This is a genomic window from Citrobacter telavivensis (assembly GCF_041807075.1).
Classification (GTDB): Bacteria; Pseudomonadota; Gammaproteobacteria; order Enterobacterales; family Enterobacteriaceae; genus Citrobacter_A; species Citrobacter_A telavivensis.
Genome location: NZ_JBGUBF010000001.1, coordinates 1,400,016 through 1,420,987 on the forward strand (window position 1 = coordinate 1,400,016; position 20,972 = coordinate 1,420,987).

Here is a 20,972-nt window from a genome sequence, read left to right on the forward strand (position 1 = left end):
ATTCCATCACAACGACGTTACGGCAATTTAAACGATGATACCTGCAAGGCCAGTTCTTCCGCTTCGGCTTTTAAGATATGCGTGCGCGCCGCCGCATCATCAATCAGCGAGGCGTTCTGTTGGACCGTGCTGTCCATTTCCGTCACGGCGAGCGTAACTTCGGCCACGCCCTTGCGCTGCTCTTCTCCCGCCACGCGAATTTCCCCCATTAACTGACGCACCTGACGAACATGCCCCACCAGTTCCTGTAAACGATCGCCGGCATGATGAATTTGCTGGCTGCTGTTATCGACATGAGATACCGACTCATCAATCAGCGCTTTGATCTCCTGGGCGGCGGTAGCGCTACGCTGGGCCAGCGTTCTGACTTCCGATGCCACGACGGCAAATCCGCGCCCGGCATCCCCGGCGCGGGCCGCTTCCACGGCGGCATTGAGCGCGAGAATGTTCGTCTGGAAAGCAATGCTGTCAATCACGGATACGATCTCAACCATTCGACCCGATGAGGCACTGACGTTATCCATGGTCGAAATCACCCCATGCATGACGTCTCCGCAACGATTAGCCGTTTGCGCTGTACTTTCTGAAAGCTCATCGGCCAGTTGGGTATTACTGGCATTTTGATGTACGGTCGCATTAAGTTGCTCCATCGCCGCCGCACTCTCTTCCAGCGCCGCCGCCTGCTGGGTGACGCGTGATGACAATTCAGTATTGCTGTCGGCAAGGCTGACGGCGTTGTTCGCCACCACCTCACTGCTGCTGCGCACCGTAAGCAGGATGGCGGAAATTTTATCCACGAAAAGGTTAAACGCCTGCGCAATCGCCGAAATTTCGTCTTTACCTCTCACTTCTAAGCGACGGGTCAGATCGCCTTCACCCTGTGCGATATCGTCCAGCGCCCGGCGCGTGTCGTCCAGACGGGCAATCAAGCGACGGACCACCAGCCAGGATCCCACCAGCAACAGCGTCATGACCGGGATCAGCACTTCAAGAACATCGCGCATCATCACTTTCGCCAGTCCGACGATGCGTTCTTGCGGCGTCACCAGCCCCACCACCCAACCGGTATCAGCCATCGGGAACAGCATCACGCGTGATGGCGCGTTCAGAATGCCGTCGTTTTCCAGTGCAATGGAGGAGACATCGGTGGTTGCGGTGCGTAGTTTCTGCAAACGCTGCGCGACCGGACTCAGCCACGCGGAAGCCTTCACCAGATCGCCAACGGTTTTGTAATGATCCCGATCGTTTTGCGGGAAATAGAGAATTTGTCCCTGCTTATCGACCACAAAGGCGTATCCACCGGTGCGTCCGCCCTGCTGCTGCATAAAGCTGGCAACGTTATCGAGTCGAATATCTGTCGTTGCCACACCGGCGAATTTACCCGCCAGTTGATACGGAATGCTGCAGGTCACCATGTTGATTCCGGAAATAGCATCCTGATAAACATCAGACCAGACACAGTTTTCCTTTGAATGACCTTTCGCGCCCTGATACCAGCTTTCGCTGTGGTAACCGTTGCCGCCAGGCGCGTTATATTCATCGGAAAACACCAGCTTATCGTCGGTATTGCGTGCCCAGAAAAAGCTGCGACGCGCAACACCGGGCGTGAAGGCATCGGGTTCAGGCCAGATTCCGCCCCCAGTGATGATCGAATTATTTTGTTCGCCCAGTAAACGCGGCACAACCGCGCGGTACAGCGCTTCGTCATTTGGCAGGACTTCGGCCAGGCGCGACAGGCTAACGGTTTCTCCCTCAATGCGTGACAGGACGCTGCTGAGTTGACGCGTCAGGCCATGCCCGGTCTCCTCGATCAACGCCGTGTTGATTTCAACGACGCGAGGTTGCCCGCGCCAAAGCATAATAACAACAATAACTAACGTCGTTACGGCAAGTAACGCGATCCCCCCGAGTGTCAAACGAGTCGAAATACGTGACGGATACCAGACCATATAAACATCCTTTTATTTCCAGACTAATTTATATTCAGTATCGGCACATGGTTTTAGAGCTTTATACAAAATCCAATATTGTCTTAAATTAATAATGTGACGTTGTCACAAATAGCAAAACCCAGCACTCTGGCTGGGTTTAAATAAGCGCTTAATCTTATTTGCTTAATTCTTTTTTGATTTCGTCTTTGATTTTAGCCAATTCGCTTTGCGGATGTTTTTTACAGATTTCAACCGTTAGAGGAACGGCGGTTGTCACGGTTTCATCGAAAGTGACGTAGTCCCCGCCCTTAAAGTCTTCATCTTCATTTAATACCCAGAAGGCAACCGGTGCCATCGTCTGCGGGTTCAGGTCGATGAACTCCTGGCAGCTCATGCTTTTGGGGGTGACGTCGGTTTTCGTGTCTGTTGTTGCTGCATTTACGCTAACACTGGTCAACAGCGCTGCCACTAAAATACCTGCTGCAGAAAGGGAGAATTTGTTCATTATGATGGCTCCGTTAATGATATAAATAACCTCTACATGAGCGCTTTAAACCGTTAATGTAGAACGAGAAAAATAATACCCTTCCCCTCAAAGAAATAAATACATGTACACGTGTTATGGCTGTTATTGATATTTCCCTGTACCGATCCCGATGTTTGCCGCTTATTTCGCCGCGAGAATGTGATCCCGCCTGCGTATCCTGCAGATAAACGCCCTTCCACCTTACCGTTGCACCAAAACTGCACTACGCTGCACAAATGTTGATCATTGGTTAATAAAATCGGCGTCATTTTAACAATTGACGCCCGCAGCGGCGGCGTTTCCGAACATGGCACGCGTCCTGCATTGTTAATTGACTAACAGTGAGCGGACTTTTGACAGCCTGGTAACAGCGAGACGGTGATGACAGCAAAACCTGAGTTACTGACCCGAATTGAACAGACCTTCAGCCTGCATACGCCGAGCGAAAAGCGCGTTGCCAGCTGGCTGTTAACCCATGCGGCGCAGATCCCGTTTGAAACCGCCGACAGCATTGGCAAAGCGACGGGCACCAGCGGGATTACCGTCGGACGCTACCTGCGCAAAATCGGCTACCGCAATCTGGAAGATGTCAAAGCCAGCCTGCGGGAACTGCCGGGCGTTCCCTATCAGCCCTGGGGCATGAACGAGCGTCTGGACTCCTGGCAGCAACAGCAGCAGTTGCCGGACCGCGCACGTCAGTCGCTGTCGCTGGAGATAGATGCGATCGCCCATGTTTATCAACTGGCGCAAGGGGAAACTTTCCAGCGCATTATCCGGCAACTGGCGCAGGCGGAAGCGGTATATGTGCTGGGGATCCAGTCGACGCGGGGTATCGCCAACGCTTTTTTCAGTCACCTCGAGTATCTGCGGCCCAGGGTGAACTATTCCGAAGGGCTCTCCGGCAGTTGGGTGGAGTCCCTCAATTCCGGGTTTGAGAAACCGTATGTGGTGCTGACCGATACCCGCGCCTATTCCGCCATCGCCCGGCAGTATTGCCGCGTCGCCAGCGAGCGGCAAATACCGCTGGCGCTGGTAACCGATATCTGGTGCCCCTGGGCGCGAGATTACGCCATCGACTTACTGCAGGTGAAAACCGACACCGGACACTTCTGGGATTCGCTGGCTCCCGTGAGCTGTCTGTTCAACCTGTTGCTTTCCGGCGTGGCGGAACAACTGGGCGATTCACTTACCGGGCGGTTACAGACCAACCGCCAGTTACAACAAGAATTTGGTCAATTCGAACAATAAACAGGAAACGTGCTATGTCTGAAACTCCGCAACTGGCCGATCTGTCGGTGATTTTTCCGACGCTGGATATCGACCTCAAATACGCGACCGCCGATAACCTGACCGGCGCGCCGATTTATCGCGAATCGCGCTGCCTGCTGCATCAGGATGCTGTCACCGCGCTGGCAAAAAGCATCAGCATCGCGCAACTGGCGGGCCTTTCTCTGGTGGTTTATGACGCCTATCGCCCACAGCAGGCGCAGTCGATCCTGTGGGATGCCTGCCCCGATCCGCAGTACGTGGTCGATGTCGCCATCGGCTCTAACCACAGTCGCGGAACGGCCATCGACGTCACCCTGAAAGACGCCAACGGCAAGATCCTGGATATGGGCGCGGGTTTTGATGAGATGCACGACCGTTCCCATGCTTACCACCCTTCTGTTCCTGCCGCCGCGCAGCGTAACCGACTGTTACTCAACGCCATTATGTTTGGCGGTGGCTTCGTCGGCATCAGCAGCGAGTGGTGGCATTTTGAGTTACCCGCCGCGAGTCGCTATCCGCTGCTGGACGACTGTATTGCCTGCTTTCCCGTTACGACCACAACGACACACACATCCTTTTGATTCCGGAGCTTCATCATGAAATTAACTCTGCTATTTCGCCCCGCGTTGATTGCTGTTGCCCTGGCGATGACCCTGCCTGCGGCTCAGGCTGCCGTCCCGAAAGACATGCTGGTGATCGGCAAAGCCGCCGATCCGCAAACCCTTGACCCGGCGGTTACCATTGATAATAACGACTGGACGGTCACTTATCCGTCCTATCAGCGCCTGGTGAAGTATAAAACCGAGGGTGACAAAGGCTCTACCGAAGTGGAAGGCGATCTGGCAAGCGGCTGGAAAGCCTCTGACGATCAGAAAGAGTGGACCTTCACGCTTAACGATCGGGCCAAATTTGCCGATGGCTCCGCCGTAACTGCCGAGGCAGTGAAGCAGTCCTTCGAGCGCCTGCTGAAAATCGGCCAGGGCCCCGCAGAAGCGTTTCCCAAGGATCTCAAAGTGGAAGCCGTTGATGCGCACACGGTGAAATTTACGCTCAGCCAACCGTTCGCGCCGTTCCTTTATACCCTGGCCAATGACGGTGCATCGATCATCAACCCTGCCGTGCTGAAAGCGCATGCGGCAGATGACGCTCGCGGTTTTCTGGCGCAAAACACCGCAGGATCCGGGCCGTTTATGCTGAAAAACTGGCAGAAAGGTCAACAACTGGTGCTGGTTCCGAACCCGCATTACGCCGGGCCAAAACCGAATTTTAAACGCGTGTCGGTGAAAATCATTGGTGAGAGCGCGTCGCGTCGCCTGCAACTGTCGCGTGGCGATATCGATATCGCCGATGCCCTGCCGGTGGATCAGCTCAGCGCGTTAAAACAGGAAGGCAGCGTTGCGGTGGCGGACTATCCGTCGCTGCGCGTGACCTATCTTTATCTGAACAACAGCAAAGCGCCGCTGAATCAGGCGGAACTGCGTCGGGCCATCTCCTGGTCCACCGACTATCAGGGCATGGTGAAAGGGATCCTCAGCGGTAACGGCAAACAGATGCGCGGGCCGATCCCGGAAGGCATGTGGGGCTATGACCCCTCTGCGCTGCAATACCATTTTGATGAAGCCAAAGCGAAAGCTGAATGGGAGAAAGTCGCCAGCAAACCCACCAGCCTGAGCTTCCTCTATTCCGATAACGATCCAAATTGGGAGCCAATTGCCCTCGCCACCCAGGCCAGCCTCGGCAAACTGGGCATTACCGTGAAGCTGGAAAAACTGGCGAATGCCACGATGCGCGATCGCGTGGGTAAAGGCGATTACGACATCGCCATCGGCAACTGGAGTCCGGACTTCGCTGACCCGTATATGTTCATGAACTACTGGTTCGAGTCTGACAAGAAAGGACTGCCCGGAAACCGTTCGTTCTATGAAAACGCCGAGGTCGACAAGCTGTTGCGCAGTGCGCTGAGCACGACCGATCAGACGGCCAGAACCACGGACTACCAGCAGGCACAGAAGATAGTCATTGATGAAGCGGCTTACGTCTATCTGTTCCAGAAGAACTACCAGTTAGCGATGAACAAAGAGGTCAAAGGCTTCGTGTTCAATCCGATGCTCGAGCAGGTCTTTAATATCGGCACCATGAGCAAATAAGCCACGTTAATGCGGAGCCGTACTGGCTCCGCCAGGGGAAGCCAATGACTTTCTGGAGCATTTTGCGCCAGCGCTGCTGGGGACTTGTCCTTGTCGTGGCCGGCGTTTGCGTCATCACTTTTATTATTTCGCACCTGATCCCCGGCGATCCGGCGCGCCTGCTGGCGGGCGACCGGGCAAGCGAAGAGATTGTCGAGAACATTCGCCAACAGCTTGGGTTGAATCAACCGCTGTACGTGCAGTTTGCCCGCTACGTAGGCGATGTCTTCCAGGGCGACTTAGGCATTTCGATTCGCACCGGACGTCCGGTGATGGAAGAGCTGCGCGTCTTTTTCCCGGCCACGCTGGAGCTGGCCTTTTGCTCGCTGCTGCTGGCGCTGGTTATCGGTATTCCGTTAGGCATCCTCTCCGCCGTCTGGCGTAATCGCTGGCTGGACCATCTGGTGCGCCTGATGGCGATCACCGGTATTTCAACGCCGGCATTCTGGCTGGGCCTGGGCGTTATCGTGCTGTTTTACGGACAACTGCACATTTTACCGGGAGGCGGACGACTGGATGACTGGTTGGATCCGCCGACGCATGTCACCGGGTTTTATCTGATTGATGCTCTGCTGGAAGGCAACGGCGAGGTCTTTTTCAATGCACTACAGCATCTGATTTTACCGTCGCTGACGCTGGCGTTCGTTCATCTGGGGATTGTGGCACGGCAAATTCGTTCTGCGATGCTGGAACAGCTCAGTGAAGATTATATCCGCACGGCTAAAGCCAGCGGTCTTCCCGGCTGGTACATCGTACTGTGTTACGCCCTGCCCAACGCGCTGATCCCGTCGATCACCGTACTTGGACTGGCGCTGGGCGATCTGCTGTATGGCGCAGTACTGACCGAAACTGTTTTTGCCTGGCCCGGTATGGGCGCCTGGGTTGTAACGTCGATTCAGGCGCTTGATTTCCCGGCGGTGATGGGTTTTGCCGTGGTGGTCTCTTTTGCTTATGTGCTGGTCAACCTGGTGGTCGATCTGCTCTATCTGTGGGTGGACCCACGCATCGGGCGCGGAGGTGCTGAATGATGTTAACCGAAGAGACCCCGACGCCGGTTCGCGCGACGCGTCGGCGCATTGACTGGGCCAGACTGTTCTGGCTGATGAAAGGCAGTCCGCTGACCCTAATTGGCGGGGCGATCATTGTCCTGATGCTGCTGCTGATGGTGCTGTCGCCGTGGCTAACGCCTTACGATCCGAATGCCATTGATTTAAGCGCGCGGTTGTTGCCGCCGACGGCGGCGCACTGGTTCGGAACGGATGAGGTCGGACGGGATCTGTTCAGTCGCGTGCTGGTGGGCAGCCAGCAGTCAATTGTCGCCGGGCTGGTGGTGGTCGGGATTGCGGGCGGCGTTGGCTCACTGCTCGGTTGTCTGTCCGGCGTGATGGGCGGTCGCGCTGACGCCATCATCATGCGGATGATGGATATCATGCTGTCGATCCCCTCTCTGGTGCTGACGATGGCGCTGGCCGCCGCGCTGGGTCCGAGCCTGCTTAACGCGATGCTGGCAATTGCCATCGTGCGCATTCCCTTTTATGTGCGGCTGGCGCGCGGACAAACGCTGGTCGTGCGCCAGTTTGCCTATGTGCAGGCTGCCCGCACGTACGGCGCCTCCCGCTGGCATTTGATCAGTTGGCACATCCTGCGCAACTCGCTGCCGCCGCTGATTGTGCAGGCGTCGCTGGATATCGGCAGCGCCATCCTGATGGCGGCAACATTGGGCTTTATCGGGCTTGGTGCCCAGCAACCGAGCGCAGAATGGGGGGCAATGGTGGCGATTGGTCGCAACTACGTTCTCGATCAGTGGTGGTATTGCGCCTTCCCCGGTGCCGCCATCCTGATCACCGCCGTCGGTTTTAACCTGTTCGGTGACGGGATCCGTGATCTGCTGGATCCGAAAGCAGGAGGAAAACAGTGATGACTCAACCGGTGCTGGAAATAGACGATTTACACTTAAGCTTTCCGGGATACAAAGCCGATGTTCATGCACTGAGCCATGTGTCGCTGCGCATTCATCGCGGCGAGATTGTCGGCGTGGTAGGCGAATCAGGCTCCGGGAAGTCGGTCACGGCGATGCTCACCATGCGTCTGCTGCCGGAAGGCAGCTATCGCATCCATCAGGGGCGCGTCTCGTTACTGGGCGAAGATGTGCTGAACGCCAGTGAGAAGCAGATGCGCCAGTGGCGCGGCGCCCGCGTGGCGATGATCTTCCAGGAGCCGATGACGGCCCTCAACCCGACGCGCCGTATCGGCCAGCAGATGGTAGAGGTGATTCGCCACCACCAGACGGTGAGTCGCGCGCAGGCCCGCGAAAAAGCGATTACCCTGCTGGAAGAGATGCAGATCCCCGACGCCGCCGGGGTGATGAGCCGCTTTCCGTTTGAGCTTTCGGGTGGGATGCGTCAGCGGGTCATGATCGCCCTTGCCTTCTCCTGCGAGCCGGAACTGATCATCGCCGATGAACCCACCACCGCGCTGGACGTTACCGTGCAGTTGCAGGTGCTGCGGTTGCTGAAGCACAAAGCCCGCGCCAGCGGCACGGCCGTGCTGTTTATCAGCCATGACATGGCGGTGGTGTCGCAACTGTGTGACCGGCTGTACGTGATGTATGCCGGAAGCGTCATTGAAAGCGGCCCAACCGATGCTGTGATTCACCATCCGACCCATCCCTATTCGATTGGCCTGCTCAAATGCGCGCCGGAACAGGGGGAACCGCGCCAACCGCTGCCGGCAATCCCCGGCACCGTGCCGGATCTCACCCGTTTGCCGCACGGCTGCGCGTTTCGGGATCGCTGTTTTGCCGCGGGTCCGCTTTGCGAAACGATACCCACCATGAGCCCCCTCGGCGCTGGCGACCAGCGGTCGGCCTGCTGGTATCCCCATCTGGAGAGTTCCCATGTCTGAAACATTGCTGGCCTTAGAAGATGTGCACGTTGATTTCCCGGCGAAGAAAAACTGGCTGGGACGGGTGACCGAACGCGTGCACGCGCTCAACGGGATGGATTTACAGATCCGTCGGGGCGAAACGCTGGGGATCGTGGGCGAATCCGGCTGCGGTAAAAGTACGCTGGCGCAGTTGCTTATGGGAATGCTGAAACCCAGCCAGGGGCAGTATCAGCAGGACTCCGCGTCGACCGAAATGCAGATGGTGTTTCAGGACCCGCTCTCTTCGCTGGATCCGCGTCTGCCCGTCTGGCGGATAATCACCGAACCGGTGTGGATCCACAAGCGCAGCGGCGAGCGGGAACGTCGGGCGCTGGCCGCCGCGTTAGCAAGCCAGGTCGGGATCCGCCCGGAATATCTCGACCGTCTGCCACACGCCTTCTCCGGCGGGCAGCGTCAGCGTATTGCTATTGCCCGCGCGCTGTCGTCAGAACCGGACGTGATCGTGCTGGATGAACCCACATCAGCGCTGGATATTTCCGTTCAGGCACAGATCCTGAACCTGCTGGTTGCACTGCAGGCCAGTCGCAATCTGACCTACATTCTGATCTCACATAACGTCTCGGTGGTACGTCATATGAGCGACCGGGTGGCGGTGATGTACCTCGGGCAAATCGTCGAACTCGGCGATACGGCGCAGGTGCTTACCACCCCGGCACATCCGTATACTCGTCTGCTGCTGGATTCCGTGCCGAAAACCGGCGCGCCGCTGGCCGAAGAGCTGGTGATTCGCAAAACGGAGTTGCCCGGCAACCGGGTTTTGCCGGTGGGGTGTTTCTTTCGCGAACGGTGCCCGCAGGCCGGTAGCGGATGTGAAAACCGACAGGGGCTACGCAGGCTTGATTCGGGAATCGACGTGCGCTGCTGGCGTGCCGGATAGCGCTCCGCTCATCCGGCCTACAGGCGCTACGTTGGCCGGAAAAGCCAATGCCGACTGCCGGCAGAGGTTACGTGCGCATAACGCTATTGCGCGTTGCCACAGACAAATCGTGGATCGGATGGCCAGCGGCCGTTTGCCCCCCGGCATATCGACTCTGCGGAGGCTAAATTCTGCGCACGAGAAATCATCAGCAGGCTGGCATAGACCTCGGGGTCGTTATGGACTTGCAGATAATCCGTCGCCCAGTGTCGAAACGCGTCGAGCAGCGCAAGATCTCGCGTCTGGTTGAATCTCAGTAGCATCGCCACATGCCGGTCAAAATCCAGCCGACTGGACTGGCTATAGGGATTGAGTAATGACGCCGTGACGGCCTGTTCATCGAGCGCCAGGGGCACCAACCCCTGTTGCTCAACCAGGGTAATAGTATGTTGGGTTTGCAGTCCGGTGAGCATAAAAACCAGCACCGCCAGTGAAGCTATCCCCGCCAGACCGCGACAAAGCAAGCCTGAGCGCGATGTTTTATGCTCGCCATATTGTCCTGTACTGACGGTTTGAACCGCGCTGCCGCAAACCGTCAGCAGCATGACGATCGTCAGGCCATGCGTGATGGATTGATAGACTGGATATTCCAGATTCATATGGACTGCAATCGGTAACAGCAGCGCGATCCCGGCCCATTTAGCGCCATTAGTGCACCACAGGCGTTTCAGAACGCCAAGGATAATAAGCGCTATTCCTGCCACGGCAACCAGCCCCCCTTCAGCCCAGGCATACAACAGTTCGTTGTGCGGATAGAAAAGCGTTGCCGCTTCTAAACCCGGCAGGTTGTGTTGCGCCAGTTGCCCAAACAAAGCTTCAAAACTGCCATACCCATTGCCTGCAATCGGATGTAACTGAATCAGTTGCCAGGACAGCTTGAGCATGTATAAACGGTAAAAATTGGAATTCTGTTTATCGACGACGGGAAGTAAATCCGGTGCAAAATGCAGCCACAGCACCCCTAAGCCTGTGCCTGCGGCTATCAGCAACATTGCGCGTAACGTCATGCGCTTTTTACGGCGGATAGTGATAACCGTTAGCAGGAAAATGCCGCATGCTGCACCTAACTGTCCGGCCCGGCTTTGCAGGATAACGAGCATCAGGGGTAATACGAGGAGCGCGCATCCATTGACGATTTTTGCCCATCTCTCGCCGCTTTGTAAAAAAAGCCATTGCGCGCATGCCAGACCGGTCGCCAGGAAAGAGGCCAACACATTGACCTGCTGAAAACTGGCATAAGGCCGTCCACCGGGTAAATCCTGCAATGTTTCTATCTGCCAAACCGAATACACCGCCTGCAAAAGTGCCGAGATGACCAGAACAAATAACCAGTGGGAACGCAGACGCCAGCACGACGTGGAACAGAGCAGCAGAATATAAAATGCGGCCATACCCCACAGCGCCAGAACTTTGGGTAATGCGTTAAGCTGCCAGTCCGGGCGCGGAGACCACAGCAGCGGCAAAGACCAGCACACGACGCCCGCGATGATGAGCAGAGTCCCCGCGGGCAGTTTGCCCAGGGTTATCCTGCGTTTTAGCGGCAGAGTATAAAGACACCAGAGCGCAATCAGCGCCATAAACGCCCAGGCCATCAGGTTTTGCGGCAGCGCCAGTCCCGCGCCGCCGCGATTGAGTAAAACAACATTCAGGCCGCAACACAGCCAAAGAAACAATAACAGGGTGACGCCAGCATCATTAAATTTACGCACAGGTAACGTTTCGCCGTGATGAATCTTCATCGTTATAATTTATTGCTGTGTCAGCACTAACGTTGCGCTGGCTTTAAATTGGCCAACGGGTACATCACCTTCGGCAACGTTCGGGTCACGCACCGCCTGAAAAGCAAGATCAAACGTATTCCCCCCTTCAACAAAATTGAGGGGTGTGATGTCCGTCGTCGAAAGCGTTTTGCTGTTATACATAATCGCCACCCCCAGTCCATTCGCGTCAGACTTCGCTATTTCTGTGGCACCGACTGTGATTGGCGTATAATTAAGTTGCATATTGACCGTCACCTCCCCCCCAGTACAATTGACATCGATGGGAACCGTTTTCCCCTCTGTGGGTACGGTGGGCAACTGAGCGCGATCGAGGGTACCTAAATCCACGTCAAGTGCATTACCGTTGTTGATAACACAGGCGATATCTGGCTCCGGGGGCGTGGGCGGAAGTGGCGGTACAGGTACACCTTCGCAATTGTGACCATAATTTGGCATATTTATAAGGTATACCTCCCCTCGTTCGTCCACTAATGAATAACAACTAGTAACTGCTAATCCATATGTAGAAATACCGAAAGCCACGTCGCCCTGACCACCTCCTACACCCAAATCCTGATCCTGCACTGATTTATTTTGATCAATATAAACCGCCTTACTGTCTGCAGTCCACTGTTGCCCACTACTAGGATTTACAACATATAAACGCACTTTATAAGTACCGGAAGCAGGGACATAATTATTAGTATCAATTTGAAGTGTGCAATAATTTGATCTAATCACTGCCCCGTCGCCTAGCCCTGTTACTGCGTCGTAACAATTGATTACGTTTCCACTTGCGGATTGCACCCCATGCGCACCATGTATGTATGCACTGGCTTGATGCATAAACAGGATTTGCAAGAAAGTAAATAGCATCACCAGCAATTTAATTACTCTTTTCTGAAGAAAGCATAAAACACTCTCCAGTTTGAAGATAAACATTATTATTACCTCATTATTCTATTCGTTGCTCTGGTAGTTAAATTTCCGGCAACGAACCTTATGGGTACGCCAGTTCAAAAGTTGCGGTTGCCGTAAAATCACCGGCGTTTATCGTTTGTGCCGTTATGGCATTGGGTTCACCGATGACGTAAGCCTGAAGCGTAATATTGTTAGAACCGCTGGTCAGGTTATAACCCGGCGTCGCCTTATTAAACGGCAGCGGCGTGCCGTCTGGTTTTTCCATACCAATGGCAACGCCTGTTGCCTCTCCTGTGACCGCTAACGCGCCAGGCAAGGCGCTTTCCGTCCCGCTAAAAGTGATAACCACCTGGTCAGCTTTTGTCGTGTCACAATCCGTCAGCTTGATGGTGAACGGTATCGCGCTGGTGCGGGTGTGGAGATAGAGTTCTTTCTTGACCACCGTGGTGAAATCCAGTTTGATATCCGTCGTTTGTGGATCTAGCTTGCAGGGTCCGCCCAGCATAAAACGTCCGGTAAAATTAACCTGGTTGCTGTCGCCCGTCCCGGCAGCAATAGCCACCGGAATTGAGTTCAGGACTAACGGGCTTAACAGCGCACCGACGACCAGAAGACGTATTTTCATCACAGGCACCTTTAGTTAAACGCCAGCGTCAACGTACCGGACGCATTGAATTTATCGCCGCTGACCACATTCTGGCTGTTGGTGGTGCTGAGCTGCACCAATTTAGCGGTCAGCACCGGCATCGCATCAGGATCGACATCAAACCATTCATCCATGTTTTGAGCCGTACCGTTCACCTGCATCTCAATACCGACAATGCCTTTATCTACTGCCATCACGGCGGTTCCCTGCCAGGTTTCATAACTGCCGGAGGTAGAGGTGAATTTCATCTGCAATAGCCCCAACCCGCCAGTCTCCCCGATACAGGTAAAATCGGAAGGCATGGGTTTACTGTACTCACCGTCCACTTCGACCGTGTTGTTATCACCCTCTTTCAACTGCACGTCGCCAAAATCGACCTGCAATGGCCCACCCTCATTAAAAGTGCAGGAACTGTTCGCCATCAGCGTCCCGTACATGTTGATATCCAGTGAGTATTTGTCACCCGTACTGCCAGGCGCGGCCTGCGCCGGAGGTAAAACAAGCAGGGCTGACGCCATTAACAGCGTTGAAAAAATGCGAGCGGTAACGGTCATTTCACGAACTCCTTATTCATAGCTCATCCGGAAATCTACCGAGGCTACAAAGTCACCGGTGGTCAACGGTGCTTTGGTGCGCACGGGCAGCACGGTGTACACCACAACATTGCCGCCTTCAGTCGAGAACTGCGGTTTATGCCGGGTGCCCGGTAAAACCTGTTTCCCCTGTTCATCCAGGATGCGTAACCCAATCCCTGTCACCCCGCCCATGCGCAAAAGTGAGGGTTCATCCGGGTCCGACGGTGACTGAAAACTGACAGCGGGCATCTCTTCTTTGCCCGCCTTCGGCGATCTAGCCACCTGGCAGCCCAATAAACGAAGGACCAGTTTCACCGGTCGCCCGGTGTCACCCGGATGCACCAGATTAGCCAGCGCCGAACTGTCCATCTTCACATCCTGAAACTCCGATCGCATATCCAACTGGCAGACGCCTTCGCGTAGCGAACCAGACACCTCCAGCTCGCCGTGATTACCGGGAATGTCCCAGTCATCACTCGCGCCAGCCGTGCAGGAGCACAGCAACATACCGGCCAGGATTGAAATCAACATTATGTGTTGTTTTCCTTTACGCATTTGCCCCTCCTGTGTTTGCCCGCCTGGCTCGTTCATTAGCCCGCTTTCAGATTGCTTACGGTGCAGGTGCTGCCATTGCAGCGAAAGGTCAACTGCGGCCGCCCGCCAAAGTCATTCACAAACGTGAGTACCGGACTGTTGCCCAGTGCTGCCGCGCTGGTACCCAGCGCAATATTACCTTTCGGTTCAACCATCACCGGTGTGAAATCAGCGGGCGATTTCCCCTTTGCCGTGGACGAGGCCGCCACAATGGTGACAAAGTACGGCGTAGGGTTATTCAGTTGCCAGCCATCACCCTGACGGGTCAGCGTCAGTTTTTTCTGCGCTTCATTTTCTTCGCCGCGTCCAATGGCGATCGCTTCCGGACGGTAGAACAGTTTCACACGCGTCTGAAGCGCCAGTTGCAGCGTATTGGGCTTGCTGCTTTTCGGTGGGATTTCACGCACGTTGAAGTAAAACAGCGATTCCCTGTCCTGCGGCAGTACGCTCTTGTCACTCGTCATCTGCACTTTCACCTGCCCTTTCGCCCCCGGTTCCACCCGCTGGAGCGGCGGTAGCGCGGTTAGCGGAGCCTCAATTTTGTTACCCTTCGCATCTTCCACCCAGGACTGGGCCAGATACGGCAGGGATTTATTTTGGTTACTCACCGACAAGGTCATGGATTTTGGTCCGCCGTTGAACACAACCCGCGTGCGGTCAAGGGCAATCGCGGCGTGTGCCTGCTGGGTAACCAGCGTCAGGGCTATCAGGCTAAGAGCGATGTGGATACGATTTTTCGGGATTGTCACGTTCATGCTTATTCACTTCTTTATTAAGATTGAGGAGTCACGGGCATCCGGCCTGCTGTCATGTCGCCGCCATGCCTGCGTCAACGATTCTTCGGTTAGTCCGCGACCGTAATGCACGGCAGCAATAAGCTTTTGTTTGCTTTCGGCAGCGGAGACGGCAGGTCGATACGGCACTGCACGCCATCGCTCCAGTACACATCCATTTTTTCATTCGGTCGAATACCCGACAGCCATGCGCTGCCGCTGTCGCCAATGATGCCAGTCGGCGTCCCTTCTTTATTACGGATCTCAGCACCAAACGGGGGGAAACTGCCGTCAGCCAGTCTCACCACCACCATGGCCTTCTCACCGGCCAGGATCCCGAATTTACGGTAGCCGATGGCGCCTTCGGTCAGGGTGCCTTGTACCACCGAACGGGTGGCATCGACGTTGTCCGGCAGTTTGTCGAGGTCAACATCTACCGTGCTGCGGTAATAGCTGCTGATGTCACTCACCACCGCCTTACCAAAATAGTTCGTCCGCACCGTGCCGCCCATGCCGTGTACCGGCACGTCGCTTACGCCGTCGGTATCGACCAGCATTCTGGTCCCGCCAGGTATGTTCGTGCGGTGTAATGCGGCCCCTTGCGCCGTGGCCGTCAACCCGCCCCGCATCGACAATCCGTACGCGTTGTATTCACTGCCCGTGTAACTGGCGTTAGCCGTGACGCTGCCCATACTGCCGTCATGCGTGAAATAGCCGCTGGCGGTACCGCGCCCGTCGGAAGAGGTGCCCGCATTAATACGGTAATTGTTGTTCTCGTCGATACGGTTGTAGTAGCCCGCTGTGCGAGTAGCTCCGCCATCGCTGTACTGACTGTTGTAGCTGATGGTGCCGCCATCCCCCCAGGGTAAGGAGAGGCTCAGATAGACGCCGTCATCTTTGGTGCCGTCATACATAGAGCGGTAAGCGGATATGCTGACGCTGACATTTTTAAATTGCCCGACATCAAATGCGCTCGATAGTGACAGGTTCCAGGTGTCGCTCGCTTCACGGTCCCAGTAGGTCTGGTGGCTGTAGTTCAGATAGGCACTGCCGTTGAGCTGACGAAATTGTTTATTGAACGTGACGGTATAAAGCTCTTTATCGTTACCATTGTTAGTGTTTTCACTGTAACGGCGGTCCAGATACTGAGACATGCTCATAAAGTTGCGCTCGGAGAAACGGTAGCCGGCGAACGTGACCTGGCTGTCGTACTCATCAAAGCGTTTTGAATAGCTGACCCGAAAAGACTTGCCGCTCAGCGTGCCTTCATCCGGCAGCTTAGCCTGAGACTGCGTGATGTCAAAAGAGATAGCACCCAGCGCCAGCAAGTCCCGGCCAATCCCCACGGACAACGCGTTGTAATCCCCGGCAAATAACCCACCGCCGTATAACGACCAACCGTTGTTGATCCCCCAGGAAAACTCCCCAGTACCAAACTCTGGCCCCTGAGTATGGTGTATGTCGTTCATCGGTTTGCCGGATGCAAATTTATAGCGCACCAGCCCCGGACGGGTCAGATAAGGAATACTGGCGGTGTCGACCTGGAAGGTCTGGACGCTGCCGTCCTGCTCTTCCACTTTCACATCCATTTTCCCTGACACCGCCGAGTTCAAATCCTGAATACGGAACGGGCCGGAGGCAACGGTGGTTTCATAAATCACACGTCCCTGCTGGCTAACGGTGACCTTAGCGTTGGTTTTCGCCACCCCCACCACTTCCGGCGCATAACCCCGCAGGTTGGGTGGCAGTTGGTTATCGTCGGTGGCAAGGCTCGCGCCGGTGAAGTTGAAACTGTCGAACATGGAAGAATCCAGCGAGGTCTCCCCCAGCACCATTTTTGCCCCAAGTGAGGTGATGGCACGGTAAGCGTAATAACGACTCCAGTCCCAGTTTTTCTGTGTGCTGCCGTTCGTCCCGCTGGACTTGTTATATTGTGCCTGCCAGTCAGCTCGCAGACGCCACGGGCCAACATTCGCCCCGGTGGTACCGTTGCCGCTGACCGTACGATCATGCCCACCGTCGTTCTGGTTTGAGTTCATGGCATTCATGCTGTAATCAAACAGTATTCCCGGGATGCCGTCTTCCCAACGAGAAGGCGGATCCCAATCTTCCGATGAATAGTCGAGATAGGCCTGAGGCATGTTGATGTATAAGGAACCGGTACCGAGATCGGGTCTTACCGTCATCCCCTGCAAGGATGACACATTCAAACACTGATTATCGTGCCACCAGGTGGCCGCTTTGAGCGTCGCATCCTTCAGGCCAAACTGCTTCACCATCTCCAGAGTCAAACACGCCTGACTGCCTTTCGGGTCATTTTCAGGCGCCAGGAATTCAATTTGCTGGTCAGGAATTTCAAATTTATTCACCCGCAGCGTCATTTGGTATTTACCCGGCATCAGGTAACCCGCCTGCGAAAACTGGCTCAGATCAATGTTGGCGCGTTCTTTCACATCCAACACTTCGGTGTTGAACTGCACGGTATCATCTGCTCTGGCATTACGCATAGCACACAGCGCCAATAACACACTCACTGCAACAGGGCAAAGCAGACTGTATATCTGGCGGGGTGACTGCTCACCTGTAGCAAGCATCATGAGTCTTTCCATGTCATAAACCTTCAGAGGTAATCCACTTTAAAACGCAAAATCGCGTGATAATCACCTGCCTTCAGGTGGCTAAGGTCGCTCACCAGGCGAAGGTTGTAATCCAGACGCTGCGAACCTGGGGTCAGAATACCGGCCGGAAGTGGCTCGCCGGGGATTGCGACGTTACCGGTGGAATCAGTTATCTGTAACCCCACGCCCTTCGCCCCACTGACGCTGAACAGCCCTTTAGCAGAAGGCCCGTCAAAGGTGGTACGAAAATGGCTGCGGGCAGAATCCCCCGAACTCAGGACACAGTTAACCAGATTCAGAGAAAACGGTTTTGGCCGCCCGCGTCCGTTCAGGTAAATCTCGCCTATTGTGGTATCGCCCATATCAATACTCTGGGAGAGATCGGCGGTGGCAATCGCACAGGGAGTGTCAATAATGCTCCCCTGCATATCGACACGTCCGTGGTCGGAATAGGCCGCTGAAAGCGCCCCTGACACGGACAGTGCAAGCATGCAGGGAAGCACTTTGCAGTAAAAAGTGTGGTTCAATGACATACGAAAATTCCAACGTGATCATTTCTTAAACAAGCCATGCTGTCTGTTGTTAGCACACGGAAAACAACCGCCAACATGGCGTGAAGAAAGCAAACAGCAGAGGTATTCTGCCCTGTCGCTGTTACTGATACGTCAGAGCGAAGTTAGCCACGGCCTGGAAGGTACCCGGGACGATAGTGGCGGAAGCACCGTCACCCTGAAGATAGGCGGCAAAGCGCAGTTCATTAGGACCCGCGAGGAAGGTATATGCCGGAGAAGGTTTGCCTAATTCAATCAGCGTACCGGTGGTGGTGCTGATCCCTACAGAAGCGCCTTTCGCAGTCCCTTCAATACCCAGCAGTTTTGAGTCAGCGGCAGATGCAGTACCGGAGAAGGTCGTGGTGACCGTTTTGTCAGTACCTGAAATATCACACTGTTCCAGCTTGATGCTGAAAGTTTGCGGAATAGATTTGCCGCTGTCTTCCAGTGCCATATTAGAAACCTGACCCAGATCGATGGTTTGTTCAGAACTTTCCGGAGTAATGGAGCACGGGGCATCAATAATTGAACCCGTGAAAGTCACAGTACCGTGACCCTGATCTTTCGCATTGGCGGTACCAAATGCTGCACATGAAGCCATTGCCAGTACCAGTACTAATTTTTTAGTATTCATCATAAAACCTCTTAATAATCCTTATGTATGTTCGCCAGTACAATTACGCGCTATGCGTTTGAAACAGAGCCCAATATTCAAATGAACAGTGCCCTACAAAAACATTTCATCTGTTCTGCGAATATTTTCATTACCCATCATCCTGTCTGACTGGGCAATGCCTGCCTGACAACTCGTTTGGTACGTTCCCAGGTGGAAATGATAGTAATGAGGGCGTCTGAAACGGGCAAAATAAAGGTGCTCCCATTTTCATTTAGAAAAATCTTGACAAATAAAAAATGCGAGACAGATATCCGCTTACCGATAATCATTAAGGACAATGAACAGTGTTAAGTCAGCGGCGGTAGCGTAATCTACGCAGAAAAGAAATAGCACCATTACTAGCAGTAATATAAAACAAATCATCTTTTAGACTGACATTGTCAATGTGTTGATAATCGGTGAGTACTGATGCCATTACCGTCGAGAAAAAAAGTGGGAAGCGTTTAAAATCACAAACCGCGACGTTCACTACTGGGTGACAGAGCCCACGTACCGTAGCGTGAGTCGCTTCAGCCGGTTACTTTCTTCATCGGGAGAAGACCGTCGAACGCCCTGAGGCAATGCGATACTTTTCATCTCTCATTGCCGTACATTACCGTACGCAACACCATCCTGTCAGGATAGATTCTGACAGGTATCGATTTCATTTTTAGGTGAATTTCACAAAAGTTGCTATCATAATACGATGATACTTTTTTACGTTGCGAAACCTAATGACAACCACCATTAAACACGCTTCGACCAAGACGGACAGTACTTATTGCCGTTATATAATGGAAAAACTTGAATCAAAACTTGAATATAAAACGTTTGAATCAGGGCACCGATTTACAAGAAGCACTAAAAACCAGACAAAATGCTACATGATACGCAGTGGCGTTATTTCAATACATCGCCAACCTGATGATGTGCTTATCGAATATATAGAAGCGCCAACAATGCGCGGCATCATACCCATTCATGTAGATTATATATCCGCGTATACAATCAGGGTTATTGTAAAAGCCGAAATTGCCATCATAGACCTTGATTATTTTTATGCCTTACTTAACGAGCACCACCTTTGGGAAGCCTTTGCCAGACATTTACAGTTAATTGCCAGTATTATGCCTGAAGTGATATTCAAACTAACCGCTCCGACTGTTTTTGAAGCCGTACGAATGCAACTTTATGAGTTAATGGAGAAACCGCAGTCTATACGGGACAGTGTTCTTGTCGAACCTTATATCAGGGAAAAAATCCGGGCATCCAGAAGTGCTATCATGCGCATTTTGTCTGATTTGAAAAACGGGGGATATATTGTTATTGAGAACGGCTATCTTAAAGACATCAAAAATATCCCGTTGAAGTACTGATCGCATTTAATTATTCAGTGCATTTTTTACGCGTTCTACCACCAGTTATCGCCTGGAAAAAATAAAACGTTACGTTTGTTTCTTATACAGACATGGCTCACAGCCCAGGGCGAAGAGCGGACGTTATTCCTGGCTCTGGTTAGTCGACGTTTTAACTATACGAATGAGCATGATGAGGGTTGGCTGTCGCGGTAAGGCTTTTATGCCCGGTTCGCATCACGCGACCGGGCAATACTGTCGCTATGACTTCAGTTGATAATCGAGGGTGATTTCAGCTTTCAGCACCTGCGACACCGGGCAACCGGCTTTCGCTTTCTGGATGATGCCGTCGAAGGTGGCGGCATCGATTCCCGGTACCTTCACTTCGCTATGCAGCGCGATTTTGGTAATGGCAAAACCGGCATCGACTTTATCCAGCGACACGTCCGCTGTAGTGTCGATAGCCTCTGGCGTGAAGCCCGCTTCGCCAAGCATCAACGACAGCGCCATTGAGAAACAGGCGGCATGCGCCGCGCCAATCAGCTCTTCCGGGTTGGTGCCTTTCACCCCTTCAAAACGGGTATTAAAACCATAAGGCTGCTGGTTAAGCACGCCACTTTCCGTCGAAACAGTGCCTTTTCCGCGTTTGATGTCGCCTTCCCAGTGTGCCTGACCTTTCTTATGGATAGTCATCGTTCTCTCCTTTTTATCGTCGGGATAACAAGTATAGGACGTTCGGGAGATTTTGCG

General features: G+C 54.0%; 20 protein-coding genes. 8 read left to right on the top strand and 12 right to left on the bottom strand.

Translation table 11 applies throughout. The features are described from left to right. Positions 1-17 precede the first annotated feature (17 nt). Both ACERJC_RS06665 and hdeB read right to left on the bottom strand, forming a co-directional pair. Entirely contained in the window at positions 18-1,949 is a 1,932-nt protein-coding gene (locus tag ACERJC_RS06665; RefSeq protein WP_373671315.1) for a methyl-accepting chemotaxis protein, read from the bottom strand. Positions 1,950-2,106: 157 nt separating this feature from the next. Further along, on the bottom strand, positions 2,107-2,436 hold the full coding sequence (hdeB, locus tag ACERJC_RS06670) for an acid-activated periplasmic chaperone HdeB (RefSeq protein ID WP_373671316.1): 330 nt from the start codon (positions 2,434-2,436) through the stop codon (positions 2,107-2,109). A 402-nt stretch (positions 2,437-2,838) separates the two neighbouring features. Here hdeB and ACERJC_RS06675 point away from each other — a divergent pair, with 402 nt between their 5' ends. The 7 genes from ACERJC_RS06675 to ACERJC_RS06705 are packed head-to-tail and all read left to right on the top strand — an operon-like array spanning position 2,839 to position 9,735. Next, entirely contained in the window at positions 2,839-3,705 is an 867-nt protein-coding gene (locus tag ACERJC_RS06675; protein WP_286633266.1) for a MurR/RpiR family transcriptional regulator, read from the top strand. Between the two features lie 14 nt (positions 3,706-3,719). Next, a complete protein-coding gene (ddpX, locus tag ACERJC_RS06680; protein WP_286633267.1) occupies positions 3,720-4,307 on the top strand; it encodes a D-alanyl-D-alanine dipeptidase in 588 nt (195 codons plus the stop codon). Between the two features lie 15 nt (positions 4,308-4,322). After that, entirely contained in the window at positions 4,323-5,873 is a 1,551-nt protein-coding gene (locus ACERJC_RS06685; protein ID WP_373671317.1) for an ABC transporter substrate-binding protein, read from the top strand. 44 nt (positions 5,874-5,917) lie between these two features. Continuing rightward, positions 5,918-6,940 (top strand): ABC transporter permease, encoded by a 1,023-nt coding sequence (locus ACERJC_RS06690; RefSeq protein WP_152404681.1) that lies wholly within the window; start codon positions 5,918-5,920, stop codon positions 6,938-6,940. Continuing rightward, positions 6,937-7,830 (top strand): D,D-dipeptide ABC transporter permease, encoded by an 894-nt coding sequence (gene ddpC / locus ACERJC_RS06695; protein ID WP_286633270.1) that lies wholly within the window; start codon positions 6,937-6,939, stop codon positions 7,828-7,830. Before ACERJC_RS06690 ends, ddpC begins: the two co-directional genes overlap by 4 nt. Further along, on the top strand, positions 7,830-8,816 hold the full coding sequence (locus ACERJC_RS06700) for an ABC transporter ATP-binding protein (RefSeq protein ID WP_286633715.1): 987 nt from the start codon (positions 7,830-7,832) through the stop codon (positions 8,814-8,816). Before ddpC ends, ACERJC_RS06700 begins: the two co-directional genes overlap by 1 nt. After that, positions 8,809-9,735, top strand: coding sequence for an oligopeptide/dipeptide ABC transporter ATP-binding protein (locus ACERJC_RS06705; RefSeq protein WP_373671318.1), 927 nt, complete (start codon positions 8,809-8,811; stop codon positions 9,733-9,735). Before ACERJC_RS06700 ends, ACERJC_RS06705 begins: the two co-directional genes overlap by 8 nt. An 83-nt stretch (positions 9,736-9,818) precedes the next feature. Here the strand turns inward: ACERJC_RS06705 and ACERJC_RS06710 are convergent, their stop codons facing one another. From ACERJC_RS06710 to ACERJC_RS06750, 9 genes are all read right to left on the bottom strand, one after another. Beyond that, positions 9,819-11,513 (bottom strand): PglL family O-oligosaccharyltransferase, encoded by a 1,695-nt coding sequence (locus ACERJC_RS06710; protein ID WP_373671319.1) that lies wholly within the window; start codon positions 11,511-11,513, stop codon positions 9,819-9,821. A gap of 9 nt (positions 11,514-11,522) precedes the next feature. After that, on the bottom strand, positions 11,523-12,476 hold the full coding sequence (locus ACERJC_RS06715) for a fimbrial protein (protein ID WP_178825742.1): 954 nt from the start codon (positions 12,474-12,476) through the stop codon (positions 11,523-11,525). 58 nt (positions 12,477-12,534) lie between these two features. After that, positions 12,535-13,080 carry a fimbrial protein gene (locus ACERJC_RS06720; protein WP_178825740.1) on the bottom strand — a complete coding sequence of 182 codons (546 nt, stop codon included), beginning with the start codon at positions 13,078-13,080 and terminating at the stop codon, positions 12,535-12,537. Between the two features lie 11 nt (positions 13,081-13,091). Continuing rightward, on the bottom strand, positions 13,092-13,655 hold the full coding sequence (locus tag ACERJC_RS06725; RefSeq protein WP_373671320.1) for a fimbrial protein: 564 nt from the start codon (positions 13,653-13,655) through the stop codon (positions 13,092-13,094). A gap of 12 nt (positions 13,656-13,667) precedes the next feature. Then, positions 13,668-14,207 (bottom strand): fimbrial protein, encoded by a 540-nt coding sequence (locus tag ACERJC_RS06730; protein ID WP_373671321.1) that lies wholly within the window; start codon positions 14,205-14,207, stop codon positions 13,668-13,670. 59 nt (positions 14,208-14,266) lie between these two features. After that, positions 14,267-15,025 (bottom strand): fimbria/pilus periplasmic chaperone, encoded by a 759-nt coding sequence (locus ACERJC_RS06735; protein WP_373671322.1) that lies wholly within the window; start codon positions 15,023-15,025, stop codon positions 14,267-14,269. An 89-nt stretch (positions 15,026-15,114) separates the two neighbouring features. Then, positions 15,115-17,640 (bottom strand): outer membrane usher protein, encoded by a 2,526-nt coding sequence (locus ACERJC_RS06740; protein ID WP_373671323.1) that lies wholly within the window; start codon positions 17,638-17,640, stop codon positions 15,115-15,117. 23 nt (positions 17,641-17,663) lie between these two features. Further along, positions 17,664-18,152, bottom strand: a complete 489-nt coding sequence (locus ACERJC_RS06745; RefSeq protein WP_373671324.1) for a fimbrial protein — start codon at positions 18,150-18,152, stop codon at positions 17,664-17,666. A 163-nt stretch (positions 18,153-18,315) separates the two neighbouring features. Further along, on the bottom strand, positions 18,316-18,846 hold the full coding sequence (locus tag ACERJC_RS06750; protein WP_178825563.1) for a fimbrial protein: 531 nt from the start codon (positions 18,844-18,846) through the stop codon (positions 18,316-18,318). A 755-nt stretch (positions 18,847-19,601) separates the two neighbouring features. Here ACERJC_RS06750 and ACERJC_RS06755 point away from each other — a divergent pair. After that, positions 19,602-20,243 carry a helix-turn-helix domain-containing protein gene (locus ACERJC_RS06755; protein WP_178825550.1) on the top strand — a complete coding sequence of 214 codons (642 nt, stop codon included), beginning with the start codon at positions 19,602-19,604 and terminating at the stop codon, positions 20,241-20,243. Between the two features lie 240 nt (positions 20,244-20,483). Here the strand turns inward: ACERJC_RS06755 and osmC are convergent, their stop codons facing one another. Continuing rightward, entirely contained in the window at positions 20,484-20,915 is a 432-nt protein-coding gene (gene osmC / locus ACERJC_RS06760) for a peroxiredoxin OsmC (RefSeq protein ID WP_178825552.1), read from the bottom strand. Positions 20,916-20,972 lie beyond the last annotated feature (57 nt).

Excerpts from the sequence above, each read along its gene's own strand:
- ACERJC_RS06665 (WP_373671315.1), bottom strand. The coding sequence starts at position 1,949 with ATGGTCTGGTATCCGTCACGTATTTCGACTCGTTTGACACTCGGGGGG.
- hdeB (WP_373671316.1), bottom strand. The coding sequence starts at position 2,436 with ATGAACAAATTCTCCCTTTCTGCAGCAGGTATTTTAGTGGCAGCGCTG.
- ACERJC_RS06675 (WP_286633266.1), top strand. The coding sequence starts at position 2,839 with ATGACAGCAAAACCTGAGTTACTGACCCGAATTGAACAGACCTTCAGC.
- ddpX (WP_286633267.1), top strand. The coding sequence starts at position 3,720 with ATGTCTGAAACTCCGCAACTGGCCGATCTGTCGGTGATTTTTCCGACG.
- ACERJC_RS06685 (WP_373671317.1), top strand. The coding sequence starts at position 4,323 with ATGAAATTAACTCTGCTATTTCGCCCCGCGTTGATTGCTGTTGCCCTG.
- ACERJC_RS06690 (WP_152404681.1), top strand. The coding sequence starts at position 5,918 with ATGACTTTCTGGAGCATTTTGCGCCAGCGCTGCTGGGGACTTGTCCTT.
- ddpC (WP_286633270.1), top strand. The coding sequence starts at position 6,937 with ATGATGTTAACCGAAGAGACCCCGACGCCGGTTCGCGCGACGCGTCGG.
- ACERJC_RS06700 (WP_286633715.1), top strand. The coding sequence starts at position 7,830 with ATGACTCAACCGGTGCTGGAAATAGACGATTTACACTTAAGCTTTCCG.
- ACERJC_RS06705 (WP_373671318.1), top strand. The coding sequence starts at position 8,809 with ATGTCTGAAACATTGCTGGCCTTAGAAGATGTGCACGTTGATTTCCCG.
- ACERJC_RS06710 (WP_373671319.1), bottom strand. The coding sequence starts at position 11,513 with ATGAAGATTCATCACGGCGAAACGTTACCTGTGCGTAAATTTAATGAT.
- ACERJC_RS06715 (WP_178825742.1), bottom strand. The coding sequence starts at position 12,476 with ATGTTTATCTTCAAACTGGAGAGTGTTTTATGCTTTCTTCAGAAAAGA.
- ACERJC_RS06720 (WP_178825740.1), bottom strand. The coding sequence starts at position 13,080 with ATGAAAATACGTCTTCTGGTCGTCGGTGCGCTGTTAAGCCCGTTAGTC.
- ACERJC_RS06725 (WP_373671320.1), bottom strand. The coding sequence starts at position 13,655 with ATGACCGTTACCGCTCGCATTTTTTCAACGCTGTTAATGGCGTCAGCC.
- ACERJC_RS06730 (WP_373671321.1), bottom strand. The coding sequence starts at position 14,207 with ATGTTGATTTCAATCCTGGCCGGTATGTTGCTGTGCTCCTGCACGGCT.
- ACERJC_RS06735 (WP_373671322.1), bottom strand. The coding sequence starts at position 15,025 with ATGAACGTGACAATCCCGAAAAATCGTATCCACATCGCTCTTAGCCTG.
- ACERJC_RS06740 (WP_373671323.1), bottom strand. The coding sequence starts at position 17,640 with ATGATGCTTGCTACAGGTGAGCAGTCACCCCGCCAGATATACAGTCTG.
- ACERJC_RS06745 (WP_373671324.1), bottom strand. The coding sequence starts at position 18,152 with ATGCTTGCACTGTCCGTGTCAGGGGCGCTTTCAGCGGCCTATTCCGAC.
- ACERJC_RS06750 (WP_178825563.1), bottom strand. The coding sequence starts at position 18,846 with ATGAATACTAAAAAATTAGTACTGGTACTGGCAATGGCTTCATGTGCA.
- ACERJC_RS06755 (WP_178825550.1), top strand. The coding sequence starts at position 19,602 with ATGACAACCACCATTAAACACGCTTCGACCAAGACGGACAGTACTTAT.
- osmC (WP_178825552.1), bottom strand. The coding sequence starts at position 20,915 with ATGACTATCCATAAGAAAGGTCAGGCACACTGGGAAGGCGACATCAAA.